The following is a 25,224-nucleotide window of genomic DNA, read 5'->3' as shown; positions in this document are numbered from 1 at the left end:
ATGGCGGATGCTTCGGGTTCACTCCCGGCGCGCCTCCGTTGCGGCAATCGCGGCTGCAATCGCCTGATCGCGCCCGAGGTCTGAGGTGTCCAGGAGGATTGCGTCGGCAGCGGCGAGGAGGGGGGCATCGGTGCGCCCGGTGTCGCGTGCATCGCGGGCGATGAGGTCGGCGGTGATCTCCTCAACGGTGATCCCGCGCCCCTGCTGCTGCATCTCGAGGAAGCGGCGTTTCGCGCGCGCTTCTACGCTTGCGGTCACGAAGAGCTTGATCTGGGCATCCGGGGCAATGACCGTGCCTATATCGCGGCCGTCCAGCACAGCGCCTCCAGGCTGGAGCGCAAACTCGCGCTGGCGCTTGAACAGCGCCTGCCGCACCTCAGGATGAAGGGACACGCGGCTCGCGAGACCGCCGGCAGCCTCAGAACGAAGCTCGGGATCCGCCAGCAGTGCATCCGGGAACGCCGTCGCTGCAAATGCATCGTCGCTATCGTCGGGATTGCCGCCGCTGAGGGCGCATTGCCGACCGACCGCGCGATACAGCAGGCCGGTGTCGAGATGGGGCAAGCCGAAGTGCGCCGAGATGGCTTTGGCGATTGTACCCTTTCCCGATGCGGTCGGACCGTCGACAGCGACGATCATAGGGCGTCCTCTTCTGGGGCGAGTTGTGCCAGCATGGTCTCGAAAGCAGGGAAGCTGGTGGCGATCGGGCGCGTATCGTCGATCTCTACACCGGCGCGGCTCGCCAGGCCTGCAACGGCCATCGACATGGCAATGCGGTGGTCGAGATGCGTTTCCACGGTAGCTTCGGTTCCTGTAAGGAGGTCGCCGCCCGACCCATGTATGCCCAGCCCGTCCGCGCGCTCCTCCACACGTGCACCCGCAGCCTGGAGAGCGGCTGCCATGACCGCGATGCGATCGGACTCCTTCACGCGAAGTTCTTCGAGTCCCGTCGTGATCGTGGTGCCCTGTGCGAGAGCCGCGGCGACGAAGAGCACTGGAAACTCATCTATCATGCTGGGAGCGAGCGCCGGATCGACCTCGATGCCGCTCAGCGTGGAGTGGCGCACGCGCAAGTCTGCGACGGGTTCGCCGCCCACCTCACGCCGCCCCAGTTCCTCGATCGAACCGCCCATGGCTCGCAAAACTTCAATCACTCCGGCACGGGTCGCGTTAAGCCCGACGTTCTCGATCACCAGGTCGCTGCCGGGTACGATCAGACCCGCGACGAGGAAGAAGGCGGCGGATGAGGGGTCTCCGGGCACGTCTATCAGCTGGGGGCGCAGTTCGGCATCGCCCGCAACAGTTATGACACGGGTTCCATCCGCTTCGACATCCACGCTCAAGTCTGCGCCGAAGCCTCGTAGCATCCGCTCCGAATGGTCACGCGTCGGCACCGGTTCAATGACGGTCGTTCTTCCGGGGGTATTGAGGCCCGCCAGCAGGATCGCGCTTTTCACTTGCGCTGAGGCGACCGGAAGACGGTACGAAATCGGCACAGCCGGGGAAGCGCCTCGTAGAATCAGCGGTAACCGTCCTCCGACGCTGGCTGTCACGTCCGCACCCATTTGCGACAATGGCTCGATCACGCGCCCCATCGGTCGCTTTGACAAGCTCGCGTCGCCAACGAACGTCGCTTGAAGCGGATGGCTTGCGAGTAGTCCCATAAGCAGGCGCGTTGATGTTCCCGAGTTGCCCATGTCCAGGGGCGCCTCTGGCTGGAGCAGGGCGCCCACGCCAACGCCGTTGACCACCCAAGTGCCATCCCGCTGGCGCTCCACGTGTGCTCCCATAGAGCGCATTGCGGCGGCGGTGGCGAGCACGTCCTCGCCCTCGAGCAGGCCTGAGATGCGGCTCTCGCCCACTGCAAGCGCAGAGAGCATGATCGCGCGATGGCTGATCGACTTGTCTCCGGGCACGCGCAGACGGCCTTTCAACGGTCCTGTCGGCCGGAAGCGGCGGGGACGCATGAAGGCGGTCGGATCGCTGGTCACTGGGAGGCTTTCGTTCAATGGCTTTCGCCGTGAGGCGCAGCGGCGCTGGAGCGCGCGGCTTTTGACAGCGGGCGTGGCGTATGGCAAGGCGCGCGCCCTGATGCGGCTCGAGCGGCTTGATTTCGCTGCAGAGCCTTACCATCAAGTACAGGATTTTCGCGCACGCCGTCCGGCGCGTGTCAGATGAGGAATTTTCATGGTCAAGCCTGAGTGGGGCGCCAAGCACGGCTGCCCGAAGTGCGGCACCCGATTCTACGATCTCGGCAAGGATGATCCGGTCACTTGTATCGAGTGTGGCAATGCCTGGAATCCAGAGCCTGTGCTCAAGTCCAAGCAGCCTGTGGCCTTTGAGGAAGTCCAGAAGAAGGAGGTCGTCGAGGAAGAGGATTCTGATCTCGCCGATGAGGATCTCGACATCGACGAGGACGGCGATTCGCCGGATAACGACGTTGACCTTGGAGGTGACGACGATCTCGGCATTGGCGCAGCCGATGACGAGAACGAGCACGAGACCTGATTGAAGCAGGGCAGCGGACGCAAAAAATTCGTTGCTTGAAAAATCCCCTTGCCAACCTCGGGGGTCGCCACTAGAGGGGCGGCCTCCCGAGGTTGAACTCGGGGCGGAGGACCTCCCAGGGTCCGACCGGATGAATGGAACGGGGCCGTAGCTCAGCTGGGAGAGCGCTACAATGGCATTGTAGAGGTCAGGGGTTCGATCCCCCTCGGCTCCACCATTCTCTTTAGGTATGGCGACATTTGGTCCATGCCGGACTGAGAACGATAGCCTTCTGCGCTTCTTGAGCTCGTGATCTGCTTGGATCGCTCCACTCCGGCTCCAGGAAGGCCAGCTCTCACTCCGGCCTGAATCAAATCTCACCGTGTCCGCTAGCTCGATAGAGTTGGCGGGGGTGACTATTTACGCGCTGGCTGACGAGGTTTCGTCCGCCGGCGTTTTTGGCGTTTTACGCTGCAACTGGAGTGGACGCGATGTTCGACAGCCTTTCCGATCGCCTCGGTGGTGTGTTCGACAAGCTGCGCGGGCGCGGCGCGCTCAAGGAGCAGGATGTTCGCGATGCCATGCGCGAAGTGCGCATTGCGCTGCTGGAAGCGGATGTGGCGCTTCCGGTCGTGCGCCGCTTCGTCGATCAGGTCACCGAGAAGGCGGTCGGCCAGGAAGTGCTGCGCTCGGTCACCCCCGGTCAGCAGGTCGTCAAGATCGTCAACGATGCCCTGATCGAGACGCTGGGCGGCGAAACCACGCCTGAACTCGATCTCAACGCCAATCCGCCAGTCGTGATCATGATGGTCGGCCTGCAGGGCTCGGGTAAGACCACCAGCACTGCCAAAATCGCCAAGCTCCTCAAGGAGAAGCACGGCAAGAAGGCGATGATGGCCTCGCTGGACGTCAACCGGCCCGCCGCCCAGGAGCAGCTCAAAGTCCTCGGCGAGCAAGTAGGCGTCGCGACCCTACCGATCATCCCAGGCCAGCAACCGACAGAAATTGCGACGCGTGCGTTGCAGTCCGCGAAGTTGCAGGCTTTCGATGTCCTGCTTCTGGACACAGCCGGACGCCTTCACGTCGACCAGCAACTGATGGACGAGATGAAGGCGGTCTCGGCGATCTCGGCTCCGCGCGAGACGCTTTTGGTGGTCGACTCGCTGACCGGCCAGGACGCTGTGAACGTCGCGCAATCTTTCTCCGGGCAAGTGGACCTTACTGGCGTCGTGCTCACTCGCATGGACGGCGATGCGCGCGGCGGTGCGGCGCTCTCGATGCGCGCTGTCACTGGCAAGCCTATCAAGTTTGCCGGCACGGGTGAGAAGCTCGACGCGATCGAAGTCTTTCATCCAAGCCGTGTCGCCAATCGCATTCTTGGCATGGGCGACATCGTCTCCATCGTCGAGAGGGCGGCCGAGACCATCAAGATCGAAGACGCCGAGGCGCTCGCCAAGCGGATGGAGCAGGGCAAGTTCGACATGAACGACCTGCGGATGCAGCTGAAGCAGATGCAGAGCATGGGCGGGCTGGGCGCGCTTGCGGGCATGATGCCCGGCATGAAGAAAGCCAAGGCGGCGATGCAGGCGTCCGGAATGGACGAGCGGGTGCTGCTGCGCATGGACGCGATTATAGGCTCGATGACAATCAAGGAGCGCGCCAATCCTGCGCTGCTCAATGCCAAGCGCAAGATCCGCGTCGCCAATGGCTCCGGAACGCAAGTCCAGGACGTCAACAAGCTGCTCAAGATGCACATGGAAATGTCCAAGGCCATGAAGCAGATCAAAAAGATGGGCGGCCTCAAGGGGCTCGCTGCCATGTTCGGCAAGGGTGGGCTCGATGCCGCCATGCCGGGGCTCGGCGGCGCCATGGGAGGAGCGGGTGGGATCCCGGACCTCAGCAAATTCGGCAAGAAATAAACACAAGTATTTGTAAAGAAAGGTTGAACAATGTCAGTTGCAATCCGTCTGTCGCGCGGTGGCGCGAAGAAGCGCCCTTACTACCGGATCGTCGTCACCAACTCGCGCTCGCCGCGCGATGGTAAGTACCTGGAGCAGGTCGGCACCTACAATCCGCTGCTCGCGAAGGACGACGAGAACCGCACGAAGTTCGTTGAGGACCGCGTGCGCTACTGGCTCGGCGTTGGTGCGCAGCCGACTGATCGCGTTGCGCGCATGCTCGACAAGGCTGGCATCAAGGAGCGTGCGGCGACCAACAACCCGAACAAGGCTGAGCCCGGCAAGAAGGCCAAGGAGCGCGCCGAGGAGAAGGCTGAGAAGCAGCGCGAGGCCGAGGAAGCCGCAGCAGCAGCTCAGGGCGTTTCCTCCGAGCAGCCGGCTGAGGGTGCCGTAGCGCCCGCTGCCGAGACCCCGCAGGTCGAGAGCACCATGGAGCCCGCAGAGGGCGCCCCTGACCAGGCGTAAGCCTTGGCCTTGGCACCTGACAAACCTGTCACGCTTGCCGCCGTCGCCGGCGCGCATGGCGTCACCGGTGAGGTTCGCCTCAAGCTGTTCGGAGAAGGCGTGGCGGCGCTGAAGCGCTACCGCGCCTTCAACGGCGCCAGTCTGACGCTCGAAAAGCTCCGCGATGACGGTAAGGGTGGGGCTATTGCGCGGTTTGCGGAAGTCTCGGATCGGACTGCGGCCGAAAAGCTGCGGGGCACGACCCTCACCGTGCCGCGCTCGGCCATGCCGCCGCTGCCGAAAGGCGAGTATTACCATGCAGACCTGCTCGGTCTCGCTGCCGTTTCGACCGACGGCGAGCATCTCGGCACATGCATCGCCGTCGAGAACTTTGGCGCGGGAGACGTGCTGGAGATCGAACGGGTGGCGGACGACACCGGGAAGCGCCGCCGCTTCATGGTCCCCATGAACGAAGCCGCGGTGCCCGAGTGGGACGAGCAGAGGCTCGTAGTTGCGGCAGCCTATGTCGAGTAAGTTGCAGGAGCCGTCAGGTGGCGCAGGATACGTGTCGGCTCCGTCTCCGGCTTTCGCCGCCACTGTCCTGACGCTGTATCCGGAGATGTTTCCGGGACCGCTGGGGCTCTCACTTGCTGGCCGGGCCCTCAGTGAGGGAAAGTGGTCGCTCACGCCCGTTCATATCCGCGACTTTGCAGCCGACAAGCATCGCACGGTGGACGATACGCCTGCAGGTGGCGGCGCCGGGATGGTGCTGCGAGCCGACGTTCTCGCGGCCGCGATCGACTTTGCACGTGGGCTGAGTCCCGCGGCGCCAGTCATCGCCATGACACCGCGAGGAAAGCCGATCACCCAAGCTCGCGTCCGGGAACTCGCGGCGGGGGCGGGCGTCACCGTGCTCTGCGGTCGTTTCGAGGGCTTCGATGAGCGAATCTTTGAAGGCCGCGCGGTCGAGGAGATCTCAATCGGCGACATGGTACTCTCGGGAGGCGAGCCGGCTGCGATCATGCTCCTGGACGCTTGCATTCGGCTGCTTCCCGGCGTAATGGGCGCGCCTTCCAGCGGGGCCGAAGAGTCGTTCGAAGACGGACTACTTGAGTACCCGCACTATACCCGTCCCGCTGAGTGGGAGGGGCGCACGATCCCCGAAGTGCTGCGATCGGGGGATCATGCGAAGATCGCCGCCTGGCGTAAAGCCAAGGCGGAGGATGACACACGGTTACGCAGGCCGGACCTTTGGGGGCGTCGCAGGGACGCTCGGGTCCAGTCTGCCTCTGGCGCGCAGCGAAACGAAGGAACAGGCACATGAACCTGATTCAGCAGATCGAAGCCGAGGAAATCGCCAAGGCGGCTAAGGCTATTCCCGAATTCCGTCCCGGCGACACCGTTCGCGTCGGTGTGAAGGTCGTCGAAGGCACGCGCACGCGTGTGCAGAACTTTGAAGGCGTTTGCATCGCCCGCTCGAACCGCGGCATGGGCTCGAACTTCACGGTTCGTAAGATGAGCTTTGGCGAAGGCGTGGAGCGTGTGTTCCCGCTGTACTCGCCGAACATCGACAGCATCGAGGTCGTGCGTCGTGGTGTGGTGCGTCGTGCGAAGCTTTACTACCTGCGCGGCCGCACCGGCAAGCGCGCGCGTATCGCTGAGCGCCGCGACGTCCGCAACGAGGCGTAAGCCTTCTACGCACGTCAACAAGCTAGAAGGAAGGGGCGGGCATATAGGTTGCCTGCCCCTTCTATTTGGCATGAGTTCATATTTCCAGCTTGCGTATACGGTGGCTGGAGCGGTGCCGATGCTCTGTTGCTGGCGCCGTGAAGTTGCCTCGGGGCCGGTCATCTGTGCCGAAAAAGGCCGCCTAAACGTGATAAATGGCGGCTAGAACGTGGCTTTTCGCTTTGACAGCGGCCAGAAAAGACGCTCAATTCCGGACCCATTCGCAAGACGAATCCAGTTTTCTTCACCGATTGGCTGTTCCACTGAAAGGCTAGGGGGTTCCCATAATGAACAAGAACGATCTCATCAGCGCTGTAACCGACTCAAGCGGTCTGTCGCGCAACGACGCCACCAAGGCTGTCGAAGGCGTGTTCGACGCTATCACCGGTGCGCTGAAGAGCGGCGACGAAGTTCGACTGGTCGGCTTCGGCACCTTCTCGGTAGCGAAGCGCAAGGCCTCCACCGGCCGCAATCCGCGCACCGGCGAGGCGATGGAGATCAAGGCATCGAGTCAGCCTAAGTTCAAGGCCGGCAAGGGCCTGAAGGACGCCGTAAACTAAGCTTTGCGCTGAGCGGGCGGAGCCCGAGGCGTTAAAGAGGTTCGGACGCCGCATCTGCCCAGGCAGGTGCGGCGTCTCTCGTTTGAAGGCGTCTCTTTAGAAGCGGCGGCAGCAGCCTACAGCAGGTTGACGCCAATCTTACCGAAGAAGCTACCGCCTTCGAGGTGCCGGTAGGCATCAGCAAGCCGGTCAAGGTCATAGACGACGTCAATGACGGGCCGCACCCTGTGCTGCACCATGAAGGCAGTCATCGCCTCGTGCTGTTCGCGACTGCCCACGCCTACGGGAGCCAATCGGACGGACGAGTCGGTCCGGTTCCAACTGAAGTCTGATCCCAACATACCGATGGCGGAGAGCTGCCCGCGTGGCATGAGCAGGCTGGAGTTGTCGTCGAACTGAACGGCGCCAACGGTATCGATCACGTTGGCAACGCCACTGCCGCCGATCTCCTTGCGCACAGCGCTGGCCCAGTCCGGCTGCTTTTTGTAGTTAATGCACAGGTCCGCGCCGAGCGAGGCTGCTCGCGCGAGCTTGGCATCGGACGATGAAGTGATAGCCACCTTCGCACCGATCGCCTTCGCAAGCTGCAGAGCAGCGATAGCTACGCCACCTGTGCCGTGGGCGAGCACCCACTCACCGGACTGCGTAGGGCGGAATGCCGTCAGGGCTGACCAGGCGGTGAGTGCTGCACAAGGCAGCGTCGCGCCTTCAAGATCGCTCATAGGGTCAGGCAGTTTGCACAGACTCTCTGTGTCAAAGACGGCGTATTGCCGCGCGACGCCGTCGATGGGACCGCCGAGCATACGCGGATCGGGTGCGCTTCCGGTCAACCAAAAAGGCGCGAAGATGGGCGTAACGCGATCTCCAGGGCTGACCCGCGTCACACCGTGACCCACTGCCTCCACGACCGCGGCTGAACAGGAGAGGGGAACTACCTGGGGCTGCTTGCCCAGACCCGGAATGAGGCCCTTGGCGACGATCAGATCACGATAGTTCAGAGTGGCCGCCGTGATGCGAATGAGAGCCTCACCCGATCCCGGCTCTCGCACATGAGCTTGCTCGATCGTGATCGTTCCGATGCCTTGGCCGCTGCGGATCGTCGCCTGCTTCATAGTCATCGCACTCCCTTCAAAGCCGTCGCGCTTCTGCTTGCCGGCTTGTCCTATGATGGCCGCCCAGGAAGGGAAAGGGTGGAGAGCCTGGATGCACCGGGTGCGCCAGGCCAGCTTGGCTCAGAGCTCGGATTTCAGCCAGCGGGAGAGATGGGTGTGTGGGGTATCCAGCAACACACGCGTGGGGCCCTGCTCGACGGTTACGCCATCACGCATATAGCAGATCTGGTCTGCGCCACGGGAGGCGTCTTCCACGTCATGGGACACGATAATAATGGGCATTTTAGTCGACCTGCGGATCTCTGCCAACAAGGAATGCATCGCCCGGCGTGTGGGATGATCGACCGCAGAGAAAGGCTCGTCGAGCAGGAGCACGTGGGGATCGCGGGCTAACGCCCGGGCAAGCGCCACGCGCTGTTGTTGCCCGCCTGACAGTTCGCGCGGCAGGCGGTCTGCAAAATCGCCCAGATGAACCCTATCCAAGAGCTCGAGGGCGATTGCTTCGCGTGCTCGGCGCGGCTGGTCGAGCATCGCCTCTGACACATTGGAGAGTGCGGTCTTGTGCGGGAACAGTGCATAAGACTGGAAGACAACACCGACGCGACGCCGTCTTCCCGGCACGTTGATGCCCTGCTGATGATCGAACCATATCTCGCCGTTGCAGACGATCCGACCTTGAGGGGCTTGATATAGACCAGCGATCGCGCGCAGGGTCGTTGACTTGCCCGCTCCCGAGGCACCCACCAGAGCCAGCGTCTCACCTGAGGCCACCACAAGCTCAACCGCGAGAGGGATGGGCGCGCTTTGCCGCAGGGTGATGGACAAACCTTTAGGCACGCTTCCGACTCCTTCCACCCAGCACGAAGCTAGCCGTGACGGCAATAAGCGAGATAGCCATCAGCAAAGCGGCCATGCGCGCTGCAGATGCGTTGTCGAACGCCTGCACGCGATCGTAGATCGATAGCGCCAGAGTGCGTGTCTCGCCTGGGATCGATCCGCCGACCATCAACACCACGCCAAATTCGCCCAGCGTATGGGCAAAGACGAGCACCGCTCCGGTGACGATGCCCGGCCATGCGAGCGGAAGCTCTATGCGCCAGATGGTCCGCCAGAGCGAATGCCCGCATGTCGCCGCAGCGTCGCGCAGGTCCTGCCCGATCGCTTCGAACGCGCGCTGGGTCGGTTGAACGGCAAAGGGCAGGTTGACCAGCACCGAGGCGAACAGCACGCCTTCGAAACTGAACACGAGAGGCTGACCGAACATGCTGATCCAGCCGTGGCCGACCGGCGACTCAGGACCAAGACCGACCAGCAAGTAAAAACCTATGACGGTCGGAGGCAGGACGAGAGGCAAAGTGAGAGCAGCTTCAATCGCGGCGCGCCCGCGTAGCCGGGTGGTCGCCAGCCAACGCCCGACCACCAAGGCAATGGGGGCCAGGATCACAACTGTCAGCACGCCTAAAAGCAGGGAGAGTCGAAGCGCCTGCCAATCCATCATGCCCGCGGCGGTTTCGGTAAGGCGAAACCGTGGCGCGCCAGTATCGCACGTGCAGGTGCTTGCTGCAGGTATAGGTAGAAGCGCTGCGCCACGGAACCAGCCCCCTTCATCAACACCACTCGCTGGCGCAACGGCTGATGCCAGGAAGCCGGCAGCAAGGCGAAATCCGCCCGTGCCTTGAACGCGGGGTCGAGCACCAGTGAGTACGCCACGATGCCCCCTTGTGCTCCGCCAGAGATCGCGAACTGCAGTGCCTGAGCCACGTTCTCGCCCAATACCAACTTGCGGGAGAGGGGTGGCCATAGTTTCGTGTGCTTCAGCGCCTGCGCCGCACGTTCGCCATAAGGAGCGTGCTCGGGGTTAGCGATGGCAAAGCGGGCAATCTTACCCTGGCGCAGTGCAGCCCTGAGGCCGGCCAACTTGCTATCGACGAGCAGCGGCGAACCTTTTGGCGCCACCAGAGCCAGTCTTCCGACTGCGTAAAGCTGACCCGTACCCATCGTCTTTCCCGCCTTCGCCAGCTTGAGAATGTAGTCCTCATCGGCCGAGAGGAAGAGCTGAAACGGCGCTCCTTGTCGGAGTTGGCGGTAGAAGTTGCCCGATGATCCGAAGGTCAGTTTGACCTGCTGACCGGTGTCGCGCCTGAACTCTGCCGCTACGGCAGCCAGCGCAAGGCGCAGGTCCGAGGCTGCGGCTATGTTCGGTACTGGCTGTGCCCAAGCCATCGGAGACACGGCAAGCGCGAGCAGGGCTAACCCCCAACGCATCAGCGTTTGAATCATGATCGGTTACGCACGCCTCAACGATGTATGTAATGGCATACATCGCAGGAGCGGGGCGAACGTGTCAACGCAGATGACCGTACCAGAACGAAAGGCTATGCGTTGCGACATGGCAAGCGAGACTGGCAATGCTGTGTTGAAGCTGAAAGCGCAGGTGCTGGTGGGCGATACGATTGCGCTCGGTCCGGGCAAGGCCGCCTTGCTTGAGGCGATTGACCGGGAGGGCTCGATAGCGGCGGCAGGGCGATCTCTGGGCCTCAGCTATCGGCGCACTCGCGACATGATCGATGTGCTCAACGCATCCTGGCAGGCGCCCCTTGTCTACACCGTGAAAGGGGGGCAACGTGGCGGAGGCACGTCTTTAACTCCGAGGGGCCTCCTGGTGCTGGAGCGTTACCGGGCCTTGGAGGCGGTGCTCGAAGATGCCGCCAGTCGCTACCGAGAAGATCTGCTGGCGCTTGCGACGACGCCGACTTGACGCAAGCGGTGGACCTGCATTCGGTGAGCAGTGGCTACTGCGTGATGACACGGACCGCGAAGGCCGCAGCCGCTGCACGTGTTTCGACACCGAGTTTTGCGAATACCTGCTCCAGATGCTTGTTCACGGTGCGCGGGCTAATGGACAAGATTTCACTGATCACCCGGTTAGGCTTGCCATAACTGATCCAAAGCAGCACTTCGGCCTCACGGAGGGTCAGCTGGAAATGCTGTTGCAGGCGGCCGATATCCGCTTTGGGGTCGATGAGGTTGATCCGCACCAGGAGCTCTTCGGCGCGGGCGCGGCCCACCACCACCATTTCCAAGCTCTGTCCGCTTTCCCAGTCCACCCGGTGCGTTGTTCCTGGCACGAGTTCCTCGTGGGTGAGCCGGGCGAGCGGCCCAAAAAGGATGCTTGGAACCGCCGCTTCACAGCGACTCCATTGTGGCGCCAGTTCCTGCACCAATTTCTCTGCGGTGGGCGTACACCAAGCCAGGCGCCCGTCGTCCGCAAGCGCCAACAGGCTGCGTCCCGTGGCATCGAGAGCATACTGGCTGCCTTGCGCGATGCGCGCATTCGCCATGTGGACTTTCACGCGCGCCAGCAGTTCCTCGACCACGATCGGTTTGCGCACGTAATCCACTCCGCCACACTCCAGGGCGCGGACCACATGTTCCCTTTCGGTGAGGCCTGTCATGAAGATCACCGGCACATTCGAGCCGCCTGGAAGCGCCTTGATGGCTCGCGTCGTCTCGAAGCCATCCAGGCCCGGCATGACAGCATCCATGAGGATCAGATCCGGGAGCACGTGCTGGAGGAGTTCGAGGGCCGCGTCGCCGGTAGTCGCCACCAGCACCGAAATACCCGCTCCTTCCAGAGTGTCAGTGAGGAAACGCAGCGATTCCTCTGTATCGTCCACCACGAGAACTGTATCGTGGGGCGGTGCAATCGGTGTCATCTGAAAGCCCTCACGGTTTTGAGCAACATCTTGAGATCGAAGCGATCCAGCTGTCCGTGCAGTCGCGCTGCATGAGGGGCGGCCTCAGGAAACCGGGCCTCCAGTTCGCGTATGGCCGATTCTACCCCGCGCACGTGCCCGATAATGGCTGCTCGTTCGATTTCCGCGCGGATTTCGGCTGCAGCGCTCGGTAGCGGTGGCAGGTCTTCAACGGTCGAGAGGTGAGCGCCCCCCTCAGAAGCCGCGCCGACCCATTGCAGCGAAAGCAGGTCGGAGACGGCATCGAGGATAGCGTCCAGTTCGACCGGCTTCTTGAGGAAGAGATCGTGGTGGGCGCGGCCGTCCCGTCCCTGCTGAAACTCATGTGCGTTTGCGGACACCATGACGATCCGACACTCCGGTCCCAGTTCTGCCCTGATCTGGGCGCACACGTCCCAGCCGTTCTGGCCTGGCATAGAGATGTCGAGCAACACGAGATCTGGCCTTTCCTGCACTGCGATTTCGAAGCCGCGCATTCCGTTTGGAGCATCGAACACGACAAAACCAAGCGGCTCCAGTAGACTTCGGATTACTGCCGTCTGGGCGGGGTCATCATCCACGACGAGGACCTTGCGGCGCTTGCCTTCGTAGCCGGTGAGGCTTTCCGCAGGTGATGGGTCGGGCTGGGCCGTGGCGACCTGGCCCAGCATAAGCTTGACGGTGAATTGGGAGCCCTTACCCGGTTCGCTTTGGACGGCCAGGTCGCCGCCCAGTATTCGAACCAGAGCGTGAGTGATCGAGAGGCCCAGGCCGACCCCTTTCTGCCTGTGGGCGTCGGGATTCCCGCCGCGCTCGAACGGTTCGAATATCTGTTGAATGTCGTCTTGAGAAATGCCGATGCCGGTGTCGATCACGTCCATGATGGCAAGTTGACTGCGATATTGCACGCGGAGGGTAACCGAACCCCTTGGTGTAAACTTGATGGCATTGGATAGCAGATTGATCAGGATCTGGCGCAGGCGTTTCTGATCAGTCCGCACGAAATCCGGCAAGTGTTCGGGGCGTTCGAAGTGAAACGCTATGCCCTTTGCGTCCGCTTGGGGGCGAAACATGTTGGCGATCTGATCTAGGAGCGCGGGAAGCCGAACGGTATCCATCGAGATGCGAAGCACGCCGCTTTCGACCTGCGAAATATCGAGGAGGCCTTCGACGAGGTTCGTCAGATGCTCGGAGCTTCTACGGATCACTTTGGCTGCATCAGAAGGGCTGACATGAAGGCCGCGTTCAAGAAGTTGAGAGTAACCGTAGATCGAATTCAGCGGAGACCGTATCTCGTGGCTGACACTGACGAGGTAACGGCTTTTGGCCAGATTGGCGGCCTCGGCGACTTCTTTCGCCTTCTTCAGTTCCCTTTCGGTCTGGTGATGCGCCTCAACCTCCTTTAGCAGCAAGTTCACCCTGTGCTCGCTCTTCTTCAACGCTGTTTTATCGCGCGCATGAGCCCGCATGACAGCGCAGGCGATCACGGCTGGCAGCAGCGAGAGCGCCAGAAACAATCCGATACGGGCTCCAGAAACCTGTAGAGCGACAATGACCGCAACAATGATGGCGACTACCACAAGCGCGAACCGCCCCGTGATGGTGTTCAAGCGGTCTGGAGTACGGTCGGCCATCAGCCGCTATTCGAAAGCGACGAGGAAGGTGAAATGGCCGAAGCCGATGCCGGGGTGGCACAAGGGGCGATCATAAGCCGCACCGCAGCAAGGCTGATCGTCGCCCAACCACAGGACAGCGCTTCCAGCTTGCGCGTGCTTTTGCCCGCCAGGAAACCTGTTGCGCTACTCGGCTGAACGACAAGCGCATGCGGACGGGTGCTTGGCGCTCCGTCCGCCCGGAAGGCGGGGGCATGGTTCTCAAGCCTCATATTTGCGACCCTCTGGTGGTAGAGGATTTCTTCACCTCGACCTTGGGCGGCGTGAGAATGCAATGGCATGGGGCGTTCGACGTATTGTTCCCGCTGCGGCAGGTTCTTCGTTTCATTCCACGCCGGTTCAAGAACCACAATGAAAAAAGGTCCGAGCGGAAGCCCGGACCTTTAGGTTATATCAGGGTAGGAAAGCCGTTGTAAGTTCCCGTCCGTGCTGAGAGCAGCGCATTCGGATAGGCAACGGCCAGCCTGCTGGGGCCTCTAAACCAGATTGCCACTCCCGCTCTACGTCAAATGCCCCATCCAGGGTCGCGATGGCCGACGCTAGGGAAGATTCCGGTCGCGTTGCTGTTCCTGATGGTCGTTTCCACCACTGTGTTGGTCGCCGCGTCGTGCGCAACACGCCTCTGTCTGCTGCGCGGCAAACGACGAGAGAAGGAACTGTGCATTGATAAACCGAAAACAGAGGCGGGAGACCTTTTTGCGTCTTGGAAAGGGAGTGGCGTTCGCGGGCATGCTTGTCATGATCGCAGCCGCATTCGCACCAGCGCACGCGGGTCCTTCAGCGGCGCCATCGCCGTACTCAATGGCCTGTCAGTCCTGCCATAAGCCGGACGGTAGCGGCGTGCGCGGCGTGTTTCCCCGCATTTCCAGCCGCCTGGGAGCAGCGGCGCAGACCGCAGAGGGCCGCAAGTGGCTGATAGCAACGGTCCTGTTCGGGCAGTCCGGTGCGATCGTGGTGGACGGCAAGCCCATCCGTAGCGCCATGCCGGCGTTTGCTCGCCTCTCGGACAGCCCGGTGGCTGAGACACTGAACTGGCTCTTGGCCGGCGCAGGCAAGCCCTTCAACGCGGCCGAAGTCGCAGCAATGCGGGCGCAGCCTGGAATGAGCGCGGCCAAGGTCGGCCAGATGCGAGCCGGGCTCGCCAAAGCAGGTACGATCAAGTGAAGAAGCCCGGCCCCGCGCCTGCGCCGCGCCATGCTCTGCAGACTGAGGATTGAAGGATGGCGGTCGATTTCACGTTAAATGGAAAGCGCACCAGTTTCGATGTCCCCGCAGACAAGCCGCTGCTGTGGGTGCTGCGCGAGGATGCTGGTCTCCCAGGCACTAAGTTCGGGTGCGGGGCTGGACTGTGCGGCGCCTGCACGGTGCATCTCGATGGTGCAGCCGTTCGCTCCTGCATCACTCCGGTCGGTTCGATCGGGGGCCAATCGGTTGTCACCATCGAGGCTGTGGCGCAAACCGACCCTGGCCGTCGCGTAAGCGGAGCTTGGAACAAGCTCGACGTACCGCAGTGCGGCTATTGCCAGGCTGGCCAGATCATGAGCGCGACAGCACTGCTTTCACAAACTCCTCGCCCGGACGAGGAAGAGATTGATGCGGCGATGTGGGGCAACCTGTGCCGTTGCAGCACTTACGTTCGCATTCGCGAAGCGCTCAAGAAGGCTGCCGCAGGCGGCGAAAGCAATGCGGTACAGGTGAGGGGGTGAAAAGCGCTGTCCTCAGCCGCCGTAACTTCATCACCGCTTCGCTCCTCGCCGGAGGTGGGTTGCTGTTCGATTTCTCAATGCCGATCGCCGCCGCAGTGCCTGGGGGGCAGGCGCAACATCTCGGCGCCTTCATTCGGGTCCTGCCGGGAAATCGCTTCGTCATAGGCGGGAAGAACGCTGAGATCGGACAAGGCGCCAAGACCTCGCTGCCGATGATGATCGCCGAGGAGTTCGATGTCGACTGGAGCCAGGTCAGCGTTGAGCAGACGCATGCTGATCAGACGCTGTTCGGGGCACAAAGCGCCGGTGGCAGCCGCACTACGCCGCGTGAATGGCTGCCGATGCGACAGGCCGGAGCGGCAGCGCGGGCTATGCTTGTGGCGGCGGCAGCGCAGAAGTGGAACGTGCCCGTCGACGGCTTGACCACTGCTGCCGGTGTGATCAACGAGCGCAAGTCCGGTCGGGCCATGACGTATGCCGAAGCGGCTCCTTCGGCCGCGCAGATATCTCCTCCTGGCCTCGCCACGCTGAAGCTGAAGGACCCTGCGCAATTCCGTATCATCGGCCAGTCCATACCTGGCGTGGATACGCCGGCGATTGTAGCCGGCAAGCCGCTGTTTGGCATCGATGTTTCCCTGCCAGGCATGCTTCATGCGGTGCTGGAAACCTGTTCTGCTGTAGGCGGTCGCTTCATCGCAGCCAATCTCGACGAAGTGCGGGCTCTGCCTGGCATCATGCATGTCCTGAAGATCGAGGGGGACGGCGAAGCGGAGTCGCTGCTTGACGGCGTGGCCATCCTCTCCAAGAGTTGGTGGAGCGCCAACCAGGCTCGCGAAGCGCTCAAAGTCCAGTGGGATACCAGCGCACAGGAAAGTTTCTCGACAAGTCGCTATGCGGACCAGGCAGCGGCCGCCCTCACAGGCGAAGCGCACGCGGAAATCGTCAGCAAAGGCGATGCAGAGAGCGCCTTTGCTGCAGCAGCGCGGGTAGTCGAGGCGCGCTATGAGTACCCGTTCCTCGCCCACGGCACGCTGGAACCGCAGAACGCAACTGCCCTGTTTCGCGACGGAGCGATTGAGATCTGGGCGCCCACACAGAACCCGGAAGCAGGGCGGGCGCTAGTTGGCAGGGCGCTCGGCCTCGCGCCCGAGAAGATCCGCATCAACCTGACGCGGGTGGGCGGCGGTTTCGGACGTCGGTTAATGAATGACTATATGGTGCAGGCTGCTGCCATCGCAGCACAAGTGCCCGGCGTGCCGGTGAAGCTGCTTTACAACCGCCAGGATGAGTTCCGCCGCGACTTCTTCCGGCCTGCAGGCTGGCATAGGCTTGCCGCCGCGCTCGACACATCGGGGCGGGTGACTGCATGGCGTGACCACTTCGTCACCTTTGGCAGAGGCGGCAAGCCCGCGCGTGCCGCTGACATGCCGGCCTCCATAGTACCGGCCAGTCTGCTGGAGAACGTAGTGCTGGAGCAATCGCTGATCGAGACCAACCTGCCGACGGGTTGGTTGCGCGCTCCGGGATCGAACGCCTTGGCCTTCGTGACGCAAGGCTTCCTGGACGAGGTGGCGCAGGCCGCGGGCAAGGACCTTCCGACACTGATGATAGAGATGCTGGGAACACCGCGCCTGATTGAGGGCGAGGGCAGGGGGCCTGCACTCGCCACGGGCCGGGCACGCGGCGTAATTGAAAAAGTCCTTGCCATGGCCCACTGGGGTGGACGCGAGCCACTGCCGCCTGGACGGGGCCGCGGCTTCGCATTCTACTTCAGCCATGCCGGCTACTTCGCGGAAGTCGTGGAACTAACGGTGACGGACGCTCAGATCGGCGATATGGAAGTTTGGGTCGCCGGCGATGTCGGCAACCAGATCGTCAACCCGCTCAATGCGCTGCATCAAGTCCAGGGCTCCGTGATCGACGGATTGGGCCAGGCGCTCGCCGGACAGAAGATCACGCAAGTGGATGGGGCAGTGGAGCAGACAAACTTCGACGGGCATCCGTTCCAGCGCATCGATGCCACCCCGCGGATCCATGTTGAGTTCGTTCGTACTGACAATGACCCCACCGGGCTTGGGGAACCTGCGCTGCCACCGGTGATACCGGCGCTCGTGAACGCCATTCACTCCGCGACGGGCAAGCGGGTGCGCAGCCTTCCCGTTGACTTATCGGCATAGCGCCAGAACATAAGGTGCAATGGGGTGTCACAGCAAAGAAGGCGGCGGAAATTGGCTTTTCTTGAGGGCAGGCGGTTCAATCGGCTCCGGACGCTCGAATGTCTCGTCGGCGGCATAGAGGCTTTGGTTTGAACCACGTGCTCGACGCGCGCTCGGCGCTCTCGCGGGGCGATTTGCCTGCGGCAGGCGAAGCGGCTCGAGCCATGATATTGGCTCAGCCGGAGAAGAGCGAAGGCTACTTCCTGATCGCCATGGTGGCGGCCGAGGCCGGTCAGGTGAGGAAGGCACTTCCCTTGGTCGAGCGGGCGCTTGCGATCGAGCCGCGCAATCCCGAGTACCTCGCGCAATACGCGCGCTTGCTCATCCTCTTACGACGGGACGGCGGCGCAGCGGCAGCGGCGCGGACGGCGCTTGACTGCCCCACTGATGATGCGCGTACGCTCGACACTCTGGGATGCGTCCTGGTCCGTCTCGGTGATCACGAAAGCTCCGTTCAACCGTTTAAAAATGCGGTGCTGCTGGAACCCGGCAATCTTGATTACCGCTATAATCTGGCCGCGGCTTGTGGCTTCACAGGGCGGGTCGATACCGCGCGCGCAGAGTACGAGACGATCATTGCAGCAGAGCCTGGAAATGCGCGAGCGCACTACGCGCTCGCCATCCTTTCACGCCAGACGCCAGAGACAAATCACGTCGATCGGCTGGCTGCTGCTCTTGATGGCACAAGCGAACCGCAGGACCAGCTGCGCCTCCGGTATGCTCTTGCGAAGGAACTGGAAGATATCGGCCAGCCGGAGCGCGCGTTTACGGCGCTCTCCAACGCCAACACAGAGCATAAGAGGCGCATCGGCTACGATTTCGCGCAAGATGACGCGATATTTGACGCCATCGAAGCCGCTTTTGCCTCGCCTCTCACGGATGAGATGCACGCTGGTCCGTCCGAGGCGCCTATCTTCGTCGTGGGCATGCCACGGACCGGCACCACGTTGGTTGACCGCATCCTCTCGTCACACCCGAAAGTGGCCACCGCCGGAGAACTGCAGGCCATGCCGCTGGCGGTGAAACAGGCTGCGGGGACACGCTCGCGGCAGGTGATTGACGCGGAGACTATCAGAGCTGCAATGCAGGCTCCTGCGAACCGGATCGGTGAGCTCTACCTCGCTCGGGCGGCGCACCATCTACCTGCCCGTGCACACCGGTTCGTCGACAAGTTGCCCGCCAACTTCCTCTACGTCGGCCACATCGCTCGCAGTCTACCTCAAGCGAGCATCGTGTGCCTCAGGCGTCATCCCATGGACACGATTTGGAGCAACTTTCGTAACCTCTTTGCTAGCCAATCGGCGTACTATGCCTACTCCTATGACCTCCTCGACACGGCACGCTACTACGCGCGGTTTGATCGGTTGATGCGCGTTTGGGAGCGCCTTTTTCCAGGGCGGGTGCTCCAGTTCAGCTATGAGGCTTTGGTGGACAACCAGGAGGAGCAGACACGCCGGCTGCTTGAACATTGCGGTCTTGAGTGGGACCCTGCCTGCCTGTCGTTCCACAAGAACCGCGCCGCGGTGGCCACGCCGAGTGCAGCGCAAGTGCGGCGCGGCCTCAATGCGGAAGGAATAGGTCGCTGGAAGGCTCATGGCGAGCACATGGCGGCGGTGCGCGGTTTCCTGGAACGGCAGGGTATCTCAACAGTGTGAAAGCCGTGTACGCGCAGGCAGTATGCTTCGAAGCTTTGCAAGGCTAAACGGAAGAGGGCGGAGGTGCTTTCGCTTCCGCCCTCTCGTGCTTGCAAGTCAGTTCAGAACTTGACCCGGCCTTCCAGACCGATCACGCGCGGCGTGGCGACGCCGCGCGCGTAGTACCGCCCAATCACGCCGTCGTTGATGATCTGGCTGCGGGTCAGATCCTGAGTAACTCCGGTGATGGCGTACTTATTGAAAATGTTGTTGGCGAAGACCGAAAATTCCCACTGCTCGATGCTATACGTGATGGAGGCCCGGTGCATCACGTAAGAGGGAAGGCGCTCGCCACCACCTCGCGCACCGGGCGTGGTCAAAATGCCCCCAGTGTAAGTGGCCGTCCAGTTGAGCGCCAAGTCGCCATCGGGCATTGGCACTGTGTAGATCGCGGCAAGAGCACCGGAGTTCTTCGCCGAACCGGGAAGCCGGTCACCCGAAAAAACCGTGCCCGAACCCGTTTTGGGGTTCAGCAGATCGGGCACGTCTTCGGTCAGCTTGGCGTCGAGATACGAGTAGTTGCCGCGCAGGAGGAATTGGGGACTGATCCGCGCATTGAACGAGAGGTCGACGCCCTTCGACTTGGCCTTGCCGCCGTTGGCGGTGATGCCAATGTTGCCGTTGATCGTGGAACTGCTGAGCTGGATGCCGTCCCACCATACCTGGAACGCGGCCAGGCTGGCATTCAGGCGCCCCTCCAACAGGCTGGCGCGTACGCCCACCTCCAGGTTTTTCACCTTGTCCGGCCCATAGCTTAGCTCATTCGGCAAGGCGCACAGGTTCTGTCCAGATGGGAGCTGAACTCCCGGCGCGCCCGGATCCTGATCTATACAGGGAACGACCCGGTTCACACCGCCAATGCGGTAGCCCTTGCTGTATGTCGCATAGGCCATCAGGTCCTGGGTGAAGTTGTAGGACGTGTTGAACTTCCAGACGAACCCGTCGTCGCTGGCTTCACCGCTACGCATGCGCGAAGGAGCAATAGCCAGGCTGGGGTAAGGCATCCGCCTGCGACCAGCGGGAGTCATAGGCGTATCCGCGCCGCCGGTGATCGAGGTGTCATACGTGAAGTATCGCCCACCGGCCGTGATCTGCCACGCTTCGGTGGGATGGAAGGTCAGTTCTCCAAAGACGGCCACTTCCTCCGTCTCAGAATCGGTGAAAGACACGTATTCCGCACCGTCCGGTCGCACGAGTCCATCGTAGAACCCGCCGTAGAGCGCGCTGCCCGTGGGGGATGCCGCGAACTGCGGGAAGCCCGGAAGGCGCTCGACGCCGTCGGCTCGGTATTTCATCAGGTTGTAAAACCCACCCACGACCCAGTTGAAGGGACCGTCGTGAGTCGAAACGAGCCGGACCTCCTGGTTGAACTGTTTGCGGGTGGTGTCGCTTGTTGTGAAGCCAGCAAAGGAGGGGAACAACTCGTAGTCATAGTCGAGGTCAAGCAGCAGGTCGGTGACATCGCTTACCGTGTGGTTCTTGGTTTCGGTCCAGGCCGTTGTCCAGACCGCCTGCATGATGTCACCGAGCTCAGCCTGCATCTCCAGGCTGATCAAGTGCGACCGGCGCTCCGCCGGCTCAGCATAACGTGCAGCATTCTCGTATCGGCCTTCGCCGAGCACGCCAAAGGTATTGGCTTGGTCGCCTCCCGTCTTGGTCTGCTGGAAGGCATACGTGAGATACGCGCTGAAGCTGGGCACTGTAAGGCCGAGCTGGTTACGTGTGGTGATCGTTTTCTCGTAGTTCAAGTCTTTGCGGGGCGCGACGTTGGCATCCTTGTCCGCTTGCGAGCCGAGGGGATTTGTCACCGGTCCCGGCTGGGGGAGCGAGACGCCGGGCTGTTGTACAATGAACGGATAATCGATGAAGCCTGGGTCATCGTAATAACCGGTGGACGTGCGAAACGCGAGGATATCAGAAATGATCGGCAGGTTTATGGCGGCGTCCGCGACGTAGCCAACGCCGCTGGAGTGCGCCACGTCATAGGCGCGGCCGTGCACTTCGGCCGAGAAGCCGCTCGCGTCCGGGCGATTGGGGATATAGCGGATAGCTCCGGCGAGGGTGCCAAGGCCATAAAGAGTTCCCTGCGGCCCCAGCAGCACCTCAACTCGCTGCATGTCGATCAGCTTGAAGTCGAGATAAAGGGGAACCTCCCCAAGGTAGGTGCCAACGGCACTGTCGAAGTTGGCTCCCGTCGGGCTTGCTCCATCTGCGGACAGTCCGCGCATGACGATTGTGGCGGCGCCACGAGGACCGGTGTCCGTGACAGTAAGGCCGGGCGTGAAGGCTCCGAGATCCTTGACGTCGTCTAGCCGCTCGCTTTCAAGCTGCTCGCTTCCAAGTGCGGTGATGTTGATCGGCGTCTGCATGATGTCGGTAGCACGACGAGTGGCTGAAACGATAATCACGTCATCGTTTGGGGCACCCGCTGCGCTGGCCTGCGCTAAGGCGGGCGCAGCCGCCAAAGAGCTAGTCATGATCGTAGCGCAAAGCAGTGCGACTTTTGTTCTTGTGCCTGTCGGCATTAAAATACCCCCTGGAACTCGTTTCGATCCCGCGCTTCAGGCTGGCCTTCCCCAGGTTGCCGGCCCGTATGCTGCGAACGTTTCCTAATTTGCAGCGGCAGGCTCTTTCTTCGTGATTGCAGCGTAGGATCATGGCTCCTCAGCACTAATGGGGTATTTGACGTACGGTCGGCCGCGTGGCTGAAGCTTGGTTGGCTCGCTGCCGACCGACGAAGTGGGCAGAAAAGACGTCGGAGCCAAGCGAGCCGGCGGGAGTTCCCGTCTGATGCGCTTCGCCGTCGATCACCTGTTGCTTGGGGGCTTGCTCTTGCTGGCAGCGATAGTGGGAGGCCGCGCCTGGCTTCGGGACCACCCGCACCTCGATCCCTGGGTGCCGCTGTCGCTGTCCGACGATCCCGACGGATGGGTCACCAAACGGAAGATCGCCCAGATGCGCGCAGATCCTGCTGAGTGCCGCGCCTTCCTGGAGCGAAGCGACGTCGCGTTCACTCAGCTCGCGCCCACCGGCGAGGGAAGCTGCCGGCGAGAGGATCGCCAGGTGCTCGCGCGCGATGTCTCCCGCGGCCTCGACCTGCAGCCGAGTGGAGCACAATCCACCTGTGCAGTGGGTGCCGGGCTCATCCGCTGGCTGCACCATGGTGCTCAACCTGCGGCCCAAACGATCCTGGGATCGCGCATCATCGCCCTCGAGCACTACGGGACCCATAATTGCCGCCGGATCGGGGGGGGTGACACCGGAACATGGAGCCAGCATGCGACGGGAAACGCGATCGATATTTCTGGATTCGTCCTTGCCGATGGTCGACGCATTGTCGTGCAGCGTGACTGGTCGGGGGAGGGCCCTGAAGCAGCCTTCCTGCGTGCCGCACGCGACACGTCATGTAACGAATTCTCGACCGTTCTCTCGCCCGACTACAATGCAGCTCACACCGATCACCTTCACCTCGATCAGGCTCAACGAGGTCCGGGAGGATGGTCCTTCTGCCGCTGACGGGTGGCGATCGTCCGGCCATTTTAACTTCGGCGGTCGATCGCGCGGCAATCCGCCAATTGCTTGAACCGGCAGTGGCCACGAACCAAGTTCAGGGTGCCGGCTCGGATGTTGTCTCCTGCGACCAGTTGTGGAGCATGCCCTCAAGGCGTCTTGTCTGGCGCAGGGGGGCGTCTACTTAACGCAGTGCGATTCAAAAATCATGATCGCTCATGCGCCCGGATAACGCTAGGAACCGATGACAGCTCCGCAGACCATTTTGCTTGTCGAAGACGACGGCGCCTTGCGCACTCTGACGGCACGTGCGCTGCGCCAAAGCGGCTTCCATGTCCTGACGGCGGCCACCGGCGCGGAGATGTGGATCACCCTGCGCGAGACCCCGGTCGATCTGATCGTGATGGACATCATGCTTCCCGGCACTAGCGGGCTTGATCTGTTCCGGCGTTTACGGCGGGAAAGCGACGTGCCGCTTATCTTCGTAAGCGCGCGCAGCAGCGAGGAAGACCGGGTCTTGGGCCTCGAACTTGGAGCCGACGACTACCTGATAAAGCCCTTTAGCACACGCGAGCTTGCTGCACGCGTGAGCGCGGTTCTGCGACGGGGCAGCAACACCAATGAAAACGGCGGCGACCTTCAGGCGGACGGGCGGGCACCGGACACGATCCACTTCGATGGCTGGCAAGTCTCGCTCGCAAGGCGTGAACTCCGCACCGCGTCCGGTGCTATCGTGGATCTGACGGGGGCAGAGTTCGACCTCCTCATTACTTTCCTCGGCTATCCGCAACGCGTGCTCGGTCGAGAGAGGCTGATGGAGTTGTCACGATCGCGTATCGGCGACAGCTCCGACCGCAGCATCGACGTGCTCGTCAGCCGATTGCGTCGTAAGCTGCAGGCCGATGGCTGCGAGGCTCCGATCGTCACGGTGCGTGGGGTCGGGTACATGCTCAAGGCGGACGTGAAGCGCGGCTGATGACTGCCAGGATCGTCGCGATCTTCCGGCGTTGGGGCTTGCCGGAACGACTTTTGACGGTCCTAATCGTGGTGCTCGTGGTCGACTTTCTGGCGAATTCATTTGTGCTGGAGCGGGTCAACTCCTTCGAGCTTCGTCGCGACGATGCCGAACGGATCGCCGAGAATCTGGTGCTGGCCACCAGAACACTGGAGCGAACGCCGCCCGCAGAACGCGATCTCGTCGCCCGTACGCTCAGCACCCCGCGCTTCAGGCTCACGCTTGCTTCCCCTGGATCCCCGATCCGGGGTGCCATGAGCTTGGGAAACTTGCGCTCGCAGGTTGTATCCATCGCGCCAGAGCTGGGGTTTGGCGATCTCGAATTGCACCTCGAAGGGATCCCGGACAAAGGCAATATCGGCGGCTTTGTCCGGCTTTCCGACGACAGTGTGATGGTTTTCCATACCCACGCCAATGCCGCATGGAAGCTTACCATCGGACGCATCGTCAGCCTCGTGTTGCCGACCCTTCTTCTGATCGCGCTCGGATGGGTGCTCTTGCGTGCGACTCTCATGCCGCTGCAACAGCTGATCAGCGCCTCGCGACATCTGGGTACAGGGCCGCCGCAGCCGGTGCCCGAGCAGGGGCCTGACGAACTGCGCAGCCTAATCCGTGCTCTGAATGAAATGCAGCAGCGCATCCACCAATCGCTTGTCGACCGCACGCAAACCATGCTGGCGATTGGGCACGATCTCAAGACGCCGCTCGCTCGGATGCGACTGCGCCTGGATGATGAAAGCATCGGTCCAGAAGCGCGGGACGGCCTGAGTAAAGACATCGAAGAGATGCGCTTGCTGCTGGAATCCATTCAGGCCTATGTTGAGAGCGACGGTCGCTCCATGCCACAAGAGCGGATCGATCTTGCCGTGATGGCCGAGACGCTCGTCGATACAGCCGCAGACCATGGCGCATCCGCCACATACCACGGCGTGCCCAGCCTTGTGGTGAAAGCGCGGCCGGTTTCCATCCGCCGCGCGCTGTCCAACCTTATTCAGAACGCCTTGCACTACGGAGGCAATGCACGCGTCACTGTGCGGCGAGAAGGTGGAGCCGCCGAAATCATCGTGGACGACGATGGCCCCGGCATTCCGGAGGACCGCATCGCAGATGCTCTGCAGCCGTTCGTCCGGCTCGACGCTGCCCGCTCTCGCGATACCGCCGGAATGGGGCTTGGTCTGGCAATCGTCCGCAAGGCGGTCGCAGCCGAGGACGGCAGGCTGGACTTGCACAATCGGCCCACGGGAGGGCTGCGCGCGACTATCACGCTCCCCCTGGCGGAAAGCTGAAGCGACTGGTTTGGCCGCCTCGCCCCTCAAGCGCGACCAAGTGACAGTCTGATCCGCTCCGCTGCGATGCAGCAAAACTTCGTTACGTTTGCGTCGAAGGC

Annotated in this window: 25 protein-coding genes and 1 tRNA gene; 17 read left to right on the top strand and 9 right to left on the bottom strand. The window is 62.2% G+C overall.

Going from position 1 to position 25,224, the window contains the following annotated elements; translation table 11 throughout:
* Positions 1-18: 18 nt before the first annotated feature.
* A complete protein-coding gene (locus tag ABVV53_RS03795; RefSeq protein WP_353983014.1) occupies positions 19-639 on the bottom strand; it encodes a (d)CMP kinase in 621 nt (206 codons plus the stop codon).
* A complete protein-coding gene (gene aroA / locus ABVV53_RS03790; protein ID WP_353983425.1) occupies positions 636-1,967 on the bottom strand; it encodes a 3-phosphoshikimate 1-carboxyvinyltransferase in 1,332 nt (443 codons plus the stop codon). Before aroA ends, ABVV53_RS03795 begins: the two co-directional genes overlap by 4 nt.
* A 220-nt stretch (positions 1,968-2,187) precedes the next feature.
* On the opposite strand from aroA, the gene ABVV53_RS03785 reads away from it, so the two are divergent.
* The 8 genes from ABVV53_RS03785 (at position 2,188) to ABVV53_RS03750 (ending at position 7,177) form a co-directional block, all read left to right on the top strand.
* Positions 2,188-2,508: an FYDLN acid domain-containing protein gene (locus ABVV53_RS03785; RefSeq protein ID WP_353983013.1), complete on the top strand. Its 321-nt coding sequence runs from the start codon at positions 2,188-2,190 to the stop codon at positions 2,506-2,508.
* A 141-nt stretch (positions 2,509-2,649) separates the two neighbouring features.
* Positions 2,650-2,725: transfer RNA gene (locus ABVV53_RS03780), tRNA-Ala, on the top strand.
* Between the two features lie 253 nt (positions 2,726-2,978).
* Positions 2,979-4,406 carry a signal recognition particle protein gene (ffh, locus tag ABVV53_RS03775; protein WP_353983011.1) on the top strand — a complete coding sequence of 476 codons (1,428 nt, stop codon included), beginning with the start codon at positions 2,979-2,981 and terminating at the stop codon, positions 4,404-4,406.
* A gap of 30 nt (positions 4,407-4,436) precedes the next feature.
* Positions 4,437-4,910 carry a 30S ribosomal protein S16 gene (gene rpsP / locus ABVV53_RS03770; protein ID WP_353983009.1) on the top strand — a complete coding sequence of 158 codons (474 nt, stop codon included), beginning with the start codon at positions 4,437-4,439 and terminating at the stop codon, positions 4,908-4,910.
* Positions 4,911-4,919: 9 nt separating this feature from the next.
* Positions 4,920-5,423, top strand: coding sequence for a ribosome maturation factor RimM (gene rimM / locus ABVV53_RS03765; RefSeq protein ID WP_353983424.1), 504 nt, complete (start codon positions 4,920-4,922; stop codon positions 5,421-5,423).
* On the top strand, positions 5,413-6,213 hold the full coding sequence (trmD, locus tag ABVV53_RS03760; RefSeq protein WP_353983008.1) for a tRNA (guanosine(37)-N1)-methyltransferase TrmD: 801 nt from the start codon (positions 5,413-5,415) through the stop codon (positions 6,211-6,213). Before rimM ends, trmD begins: the two co-directional genes overlap by 11 nt.
* Entirely contained in the window at positions 6,210-6,578 is a 369-nt protein-coding gene (rplS, locus tag ABVV53_RS03755) for a 50S ribosomal protein L19 (RefSeq protein WP_353983006.1), read from the top strand. Before trmD ends, rplS begins: the two co-directional genes overlap by 4 nt.
* A gap of 326 nt (positions 6,579-6,904) precedes the next feature.
* On the top strand, positions 6,905-7,177 hold the full coding sequence (locus tag ABVV53_RS03750; RefSeq protein WP_353983004.1) for an HU family DNA-binding protein: 273 nt from the start codon (positions 6,905-6,907) through the stop codon (positions 7,175-7,177).
* A 116-nt stretch (positions 7,178-7,293) separates the two neighbouring features.
* Here the strand turns inward: ABVV53_RS03750 and ABVV53_RS03745 are convergent, their stop codons facing one another.
* The 4 genes from ABVV53_RS03745 to modA form a co-directional block, all read right to left on the bottom strand.
* Entirely contained in the window at positions 7,294-8,295 is a 1,002-nt protein-coding gene (locus ABVV53_RS03745; RefSeq protein WP_353983002.1) for a zinc-dependent alcohol dehydrogenase family protein, read from the bottom strand.
* 114 nt (positions 8,296-8,409) lie between these two features.
* Positions 8,410-9,126 carry a sulfate/molybdate ABC transporter ATP-binding protein gene (locus ABVV53_RS03740; protein ID WP_353983001.1) on the bottom strand — a complete coding sequence of 239 codons (717 nt, stop codon included), beginning with the start codon at positions 9,124-9,126 and terminating at the stop codon, positions 8,410-8,412.
* Positions 9,119-9,787, bottom strand: a complete 669-nt coding sequence (gene modB / locus ABVV53_RS03735) for a molybdate ABC transporter permease subunit (RefSeq protein WP_353983000.1) — start codon at positions 9,785-9,787, stop codon at positions 9,119-9,121. Before modB ends, ABVV53_RS03740 begins: the two co-directional genes overlap by 8 nt.
* Entirely contained in the window at positions 9,784-10,569 is a 786-nt protein-coding gene (gene modA, locus ABVV53_RS03730) for a molybdate ABC transporter substrate-binding protein (protein WP_353982998.1), read from the bottom strand. Before modA ends, modB begins: the two co-directional genes overlap by 4 nt.
* A gap of 109 nt (positions 10,570-10,678) precedes the next feature.
* Here modA and ABVV53_RS03725 point away from each other — a divergent pair, with 109 nt between their 5' ends.
* Entirely contained in the window at positions 10,679-11,047 is a 369-nt protein-coding gene (locus ABVV53_RS03725; RefSeq protein ID WP_353982997.1) for a winged helix-turn-helix domain-containing protein, read from the top strand.
* Positions 11,048-11,081: 34 nt separating this feature from the next.
* Here the strand turns inward: ABVV53_RS03725 and ABVV53_RS03720 are convergent, their stop codons facing one another.
* Complete coding sequence (locus tag ABVV53_RS03720) at positions 11,082-12,005, bottom strand: DNA-binding response regulator (protein WP_353982996.1); 924 nt, start codon at positions 12,003-12,005, stop codon at positions 11,082-11,084.
* A complete protein-coding gene (locus ABVV53_RS03715; protein ID WP_353982995.1) occupies positions 12,002-13,657 on the bottom strand; it encodes an ATP-binding response regulator in 1,656 nt (551 codons plus the stop codon). Before ABVV53_RS03715 ends, ABVV53_RS03720 begins: the two co-directional genes overlap by 4 nt.
* A gap of 33 nt (positions 13,658-13,690) precedes the next feature.
* On the opposite strand from ABVV53_RS03715, the gene ABVV53_RS03710 reads away from it, so the two are divergent.
* The 5 genes from ABVV53_RS03710 to ABVV53_RS03690 all read left to right on the top strand — a co-directional run bounded on the left by ABVV53_RS03710 (position 13,691) and on the right by ABVV53_RS03690 (position 19,273).
* The gene (locus ABVV53_RS03710; protein WP_353982994.1) at positions 13,691-13,834 is read left to right on the top strand and encodes a hypothetical protein; all 144 of its coding nucleotides are present in this window, start codon (positions 13,691-13,693) and stop codon (positions 13,832-13,834) included.
* Positions 13,835-14,434: 600 nt separating this feature from the next.
* Positions 14,435-14,860: a c-type cytochrome gene (locus ABVV53_RS03705; RefSeq protein ID WP_353982992.1), complete on the top strand. Its 426-nt coding sequence runs from the start codon at positions 14,435-14,437 to the stop codon at positions 14,858-14,860.
* A gap of 56 nt (positions 14,861-14,916) precedes the next feature.
* Positions 14,917-15,402, top strand: coding sequence for a (2Fe-2S)-binding protein (locus ABVV53_RS03700; protein WP_353982991.1), 486 nt, complete (start codon positions 14,917-14,919; stop codon positions 15,400-15,402).
* On the top strand, positions 15,399-17,579 hold the full coding sequence (locus tag ABVV53_RS03695; protein WP_353982989.1) for a xanthine dehydrogenase family protein molybdopterin-binding subunit: 2,181 nt from the start codon (positions 15,399-15,401) through the stop codon (positions 17,577-17,579). Before ABVV53_RS03700 ends, ABVV53_RS03695 begins: the two co-directional genes overlap by 4 nt.
* Positions 17,580-17,782: 203 nt before the next feature.
* Complete coding sequence (locus ABVV53_RS03690; RefSeq protein ID WP_419956747.1) at positions 17,783-19,273, top strand: tetratricopeptide repeat-containing sulfotransferase family protein; 1,491 nt, start codon at positions 17,783-17,785, stop codon at positions 19,271-19,273.
* Positions 19,274-19,374: 101 nt separating this feature from the next.
* Here ABVV53_RS03690 and ABVV53_RS03685 read toward each other — a convergent pair whose 3' ends face one another.
* A complete protein-coding gene (locus ABVV53_RS03685; protein WP_353982988.1) occupies positions 19,375-21,789 on the bottom strand; it encodes a TonB-dependent receptor in 2,415 nt (804 codons plus the stop codon).
* 313 nt (positions 21,790-22,102) lie between these two features.
* Here ABVV53_RS03685 and ABVV53_RS03680 point away from each other — a divergent pair, with 313 nt between their 5' ends.
* The 3 genes from ABVV53_RS03680 (at position 22,103) to ABVV53_RS03670 (ending at position 25,123) form a co-directional block, all read left to right on the top strand.
* On the top strand, positions 22,103-22,828 hold the full coding sequence (locus tag ABVV53_RS03680; RefSeq protein ID WP_353982987.1) for an extensin-like domain-containing protein: 726 nt from the start codon (positions 22,103-22,105) through the stop codon (positions 22,826-22,828).
* Between the two features lie 238 nt (positions 22,829-23,066).
* The gene (locus ABVV53_RS03675; protein WP_353982985.1) at positions 23,067-23,798 is read left to right on the top strand and encodes a response regulator transcription factor; all 732 of its coding nucleotides are present in this window, start codon (positions 23,067-23,069) and stop codon (positions 23,796-23,798) included.
* Complete coding sequence (locus tag ABVV53_RS03670) at positions 23,798-25,123, top strand: ATP-binding protein (RefSeq protein ID WP_353982983.1); 1,326 nt, start codon at positions 23,798-23,800, stop codon at positions 25,121-25,123. Before ABVV53_RS03675 ends, ABVV53_RS03670 begins: the two co-directional genes overlap by 1 nt.
* Positions 25,124-25,224 lie beyond the last annotated feature (101 nt).

Origin of the sequence: Novosphingobium kalidii (genome assembly GCF_040534015.1) — a bacterium.
Classification (GTDB): domain Bacteria; phylum Pseudomonadota; class Alphaproteobacteria; order Sphingomonadales; family Sphingomonadaceae; genus Novosphingobium; species Novosphingobium kalidii.
The sequence above is the reverse complement of the archived record's forward strand: the minus strand, read 5'-3'. Positions and strand labels throughout refer to the sequence as shown.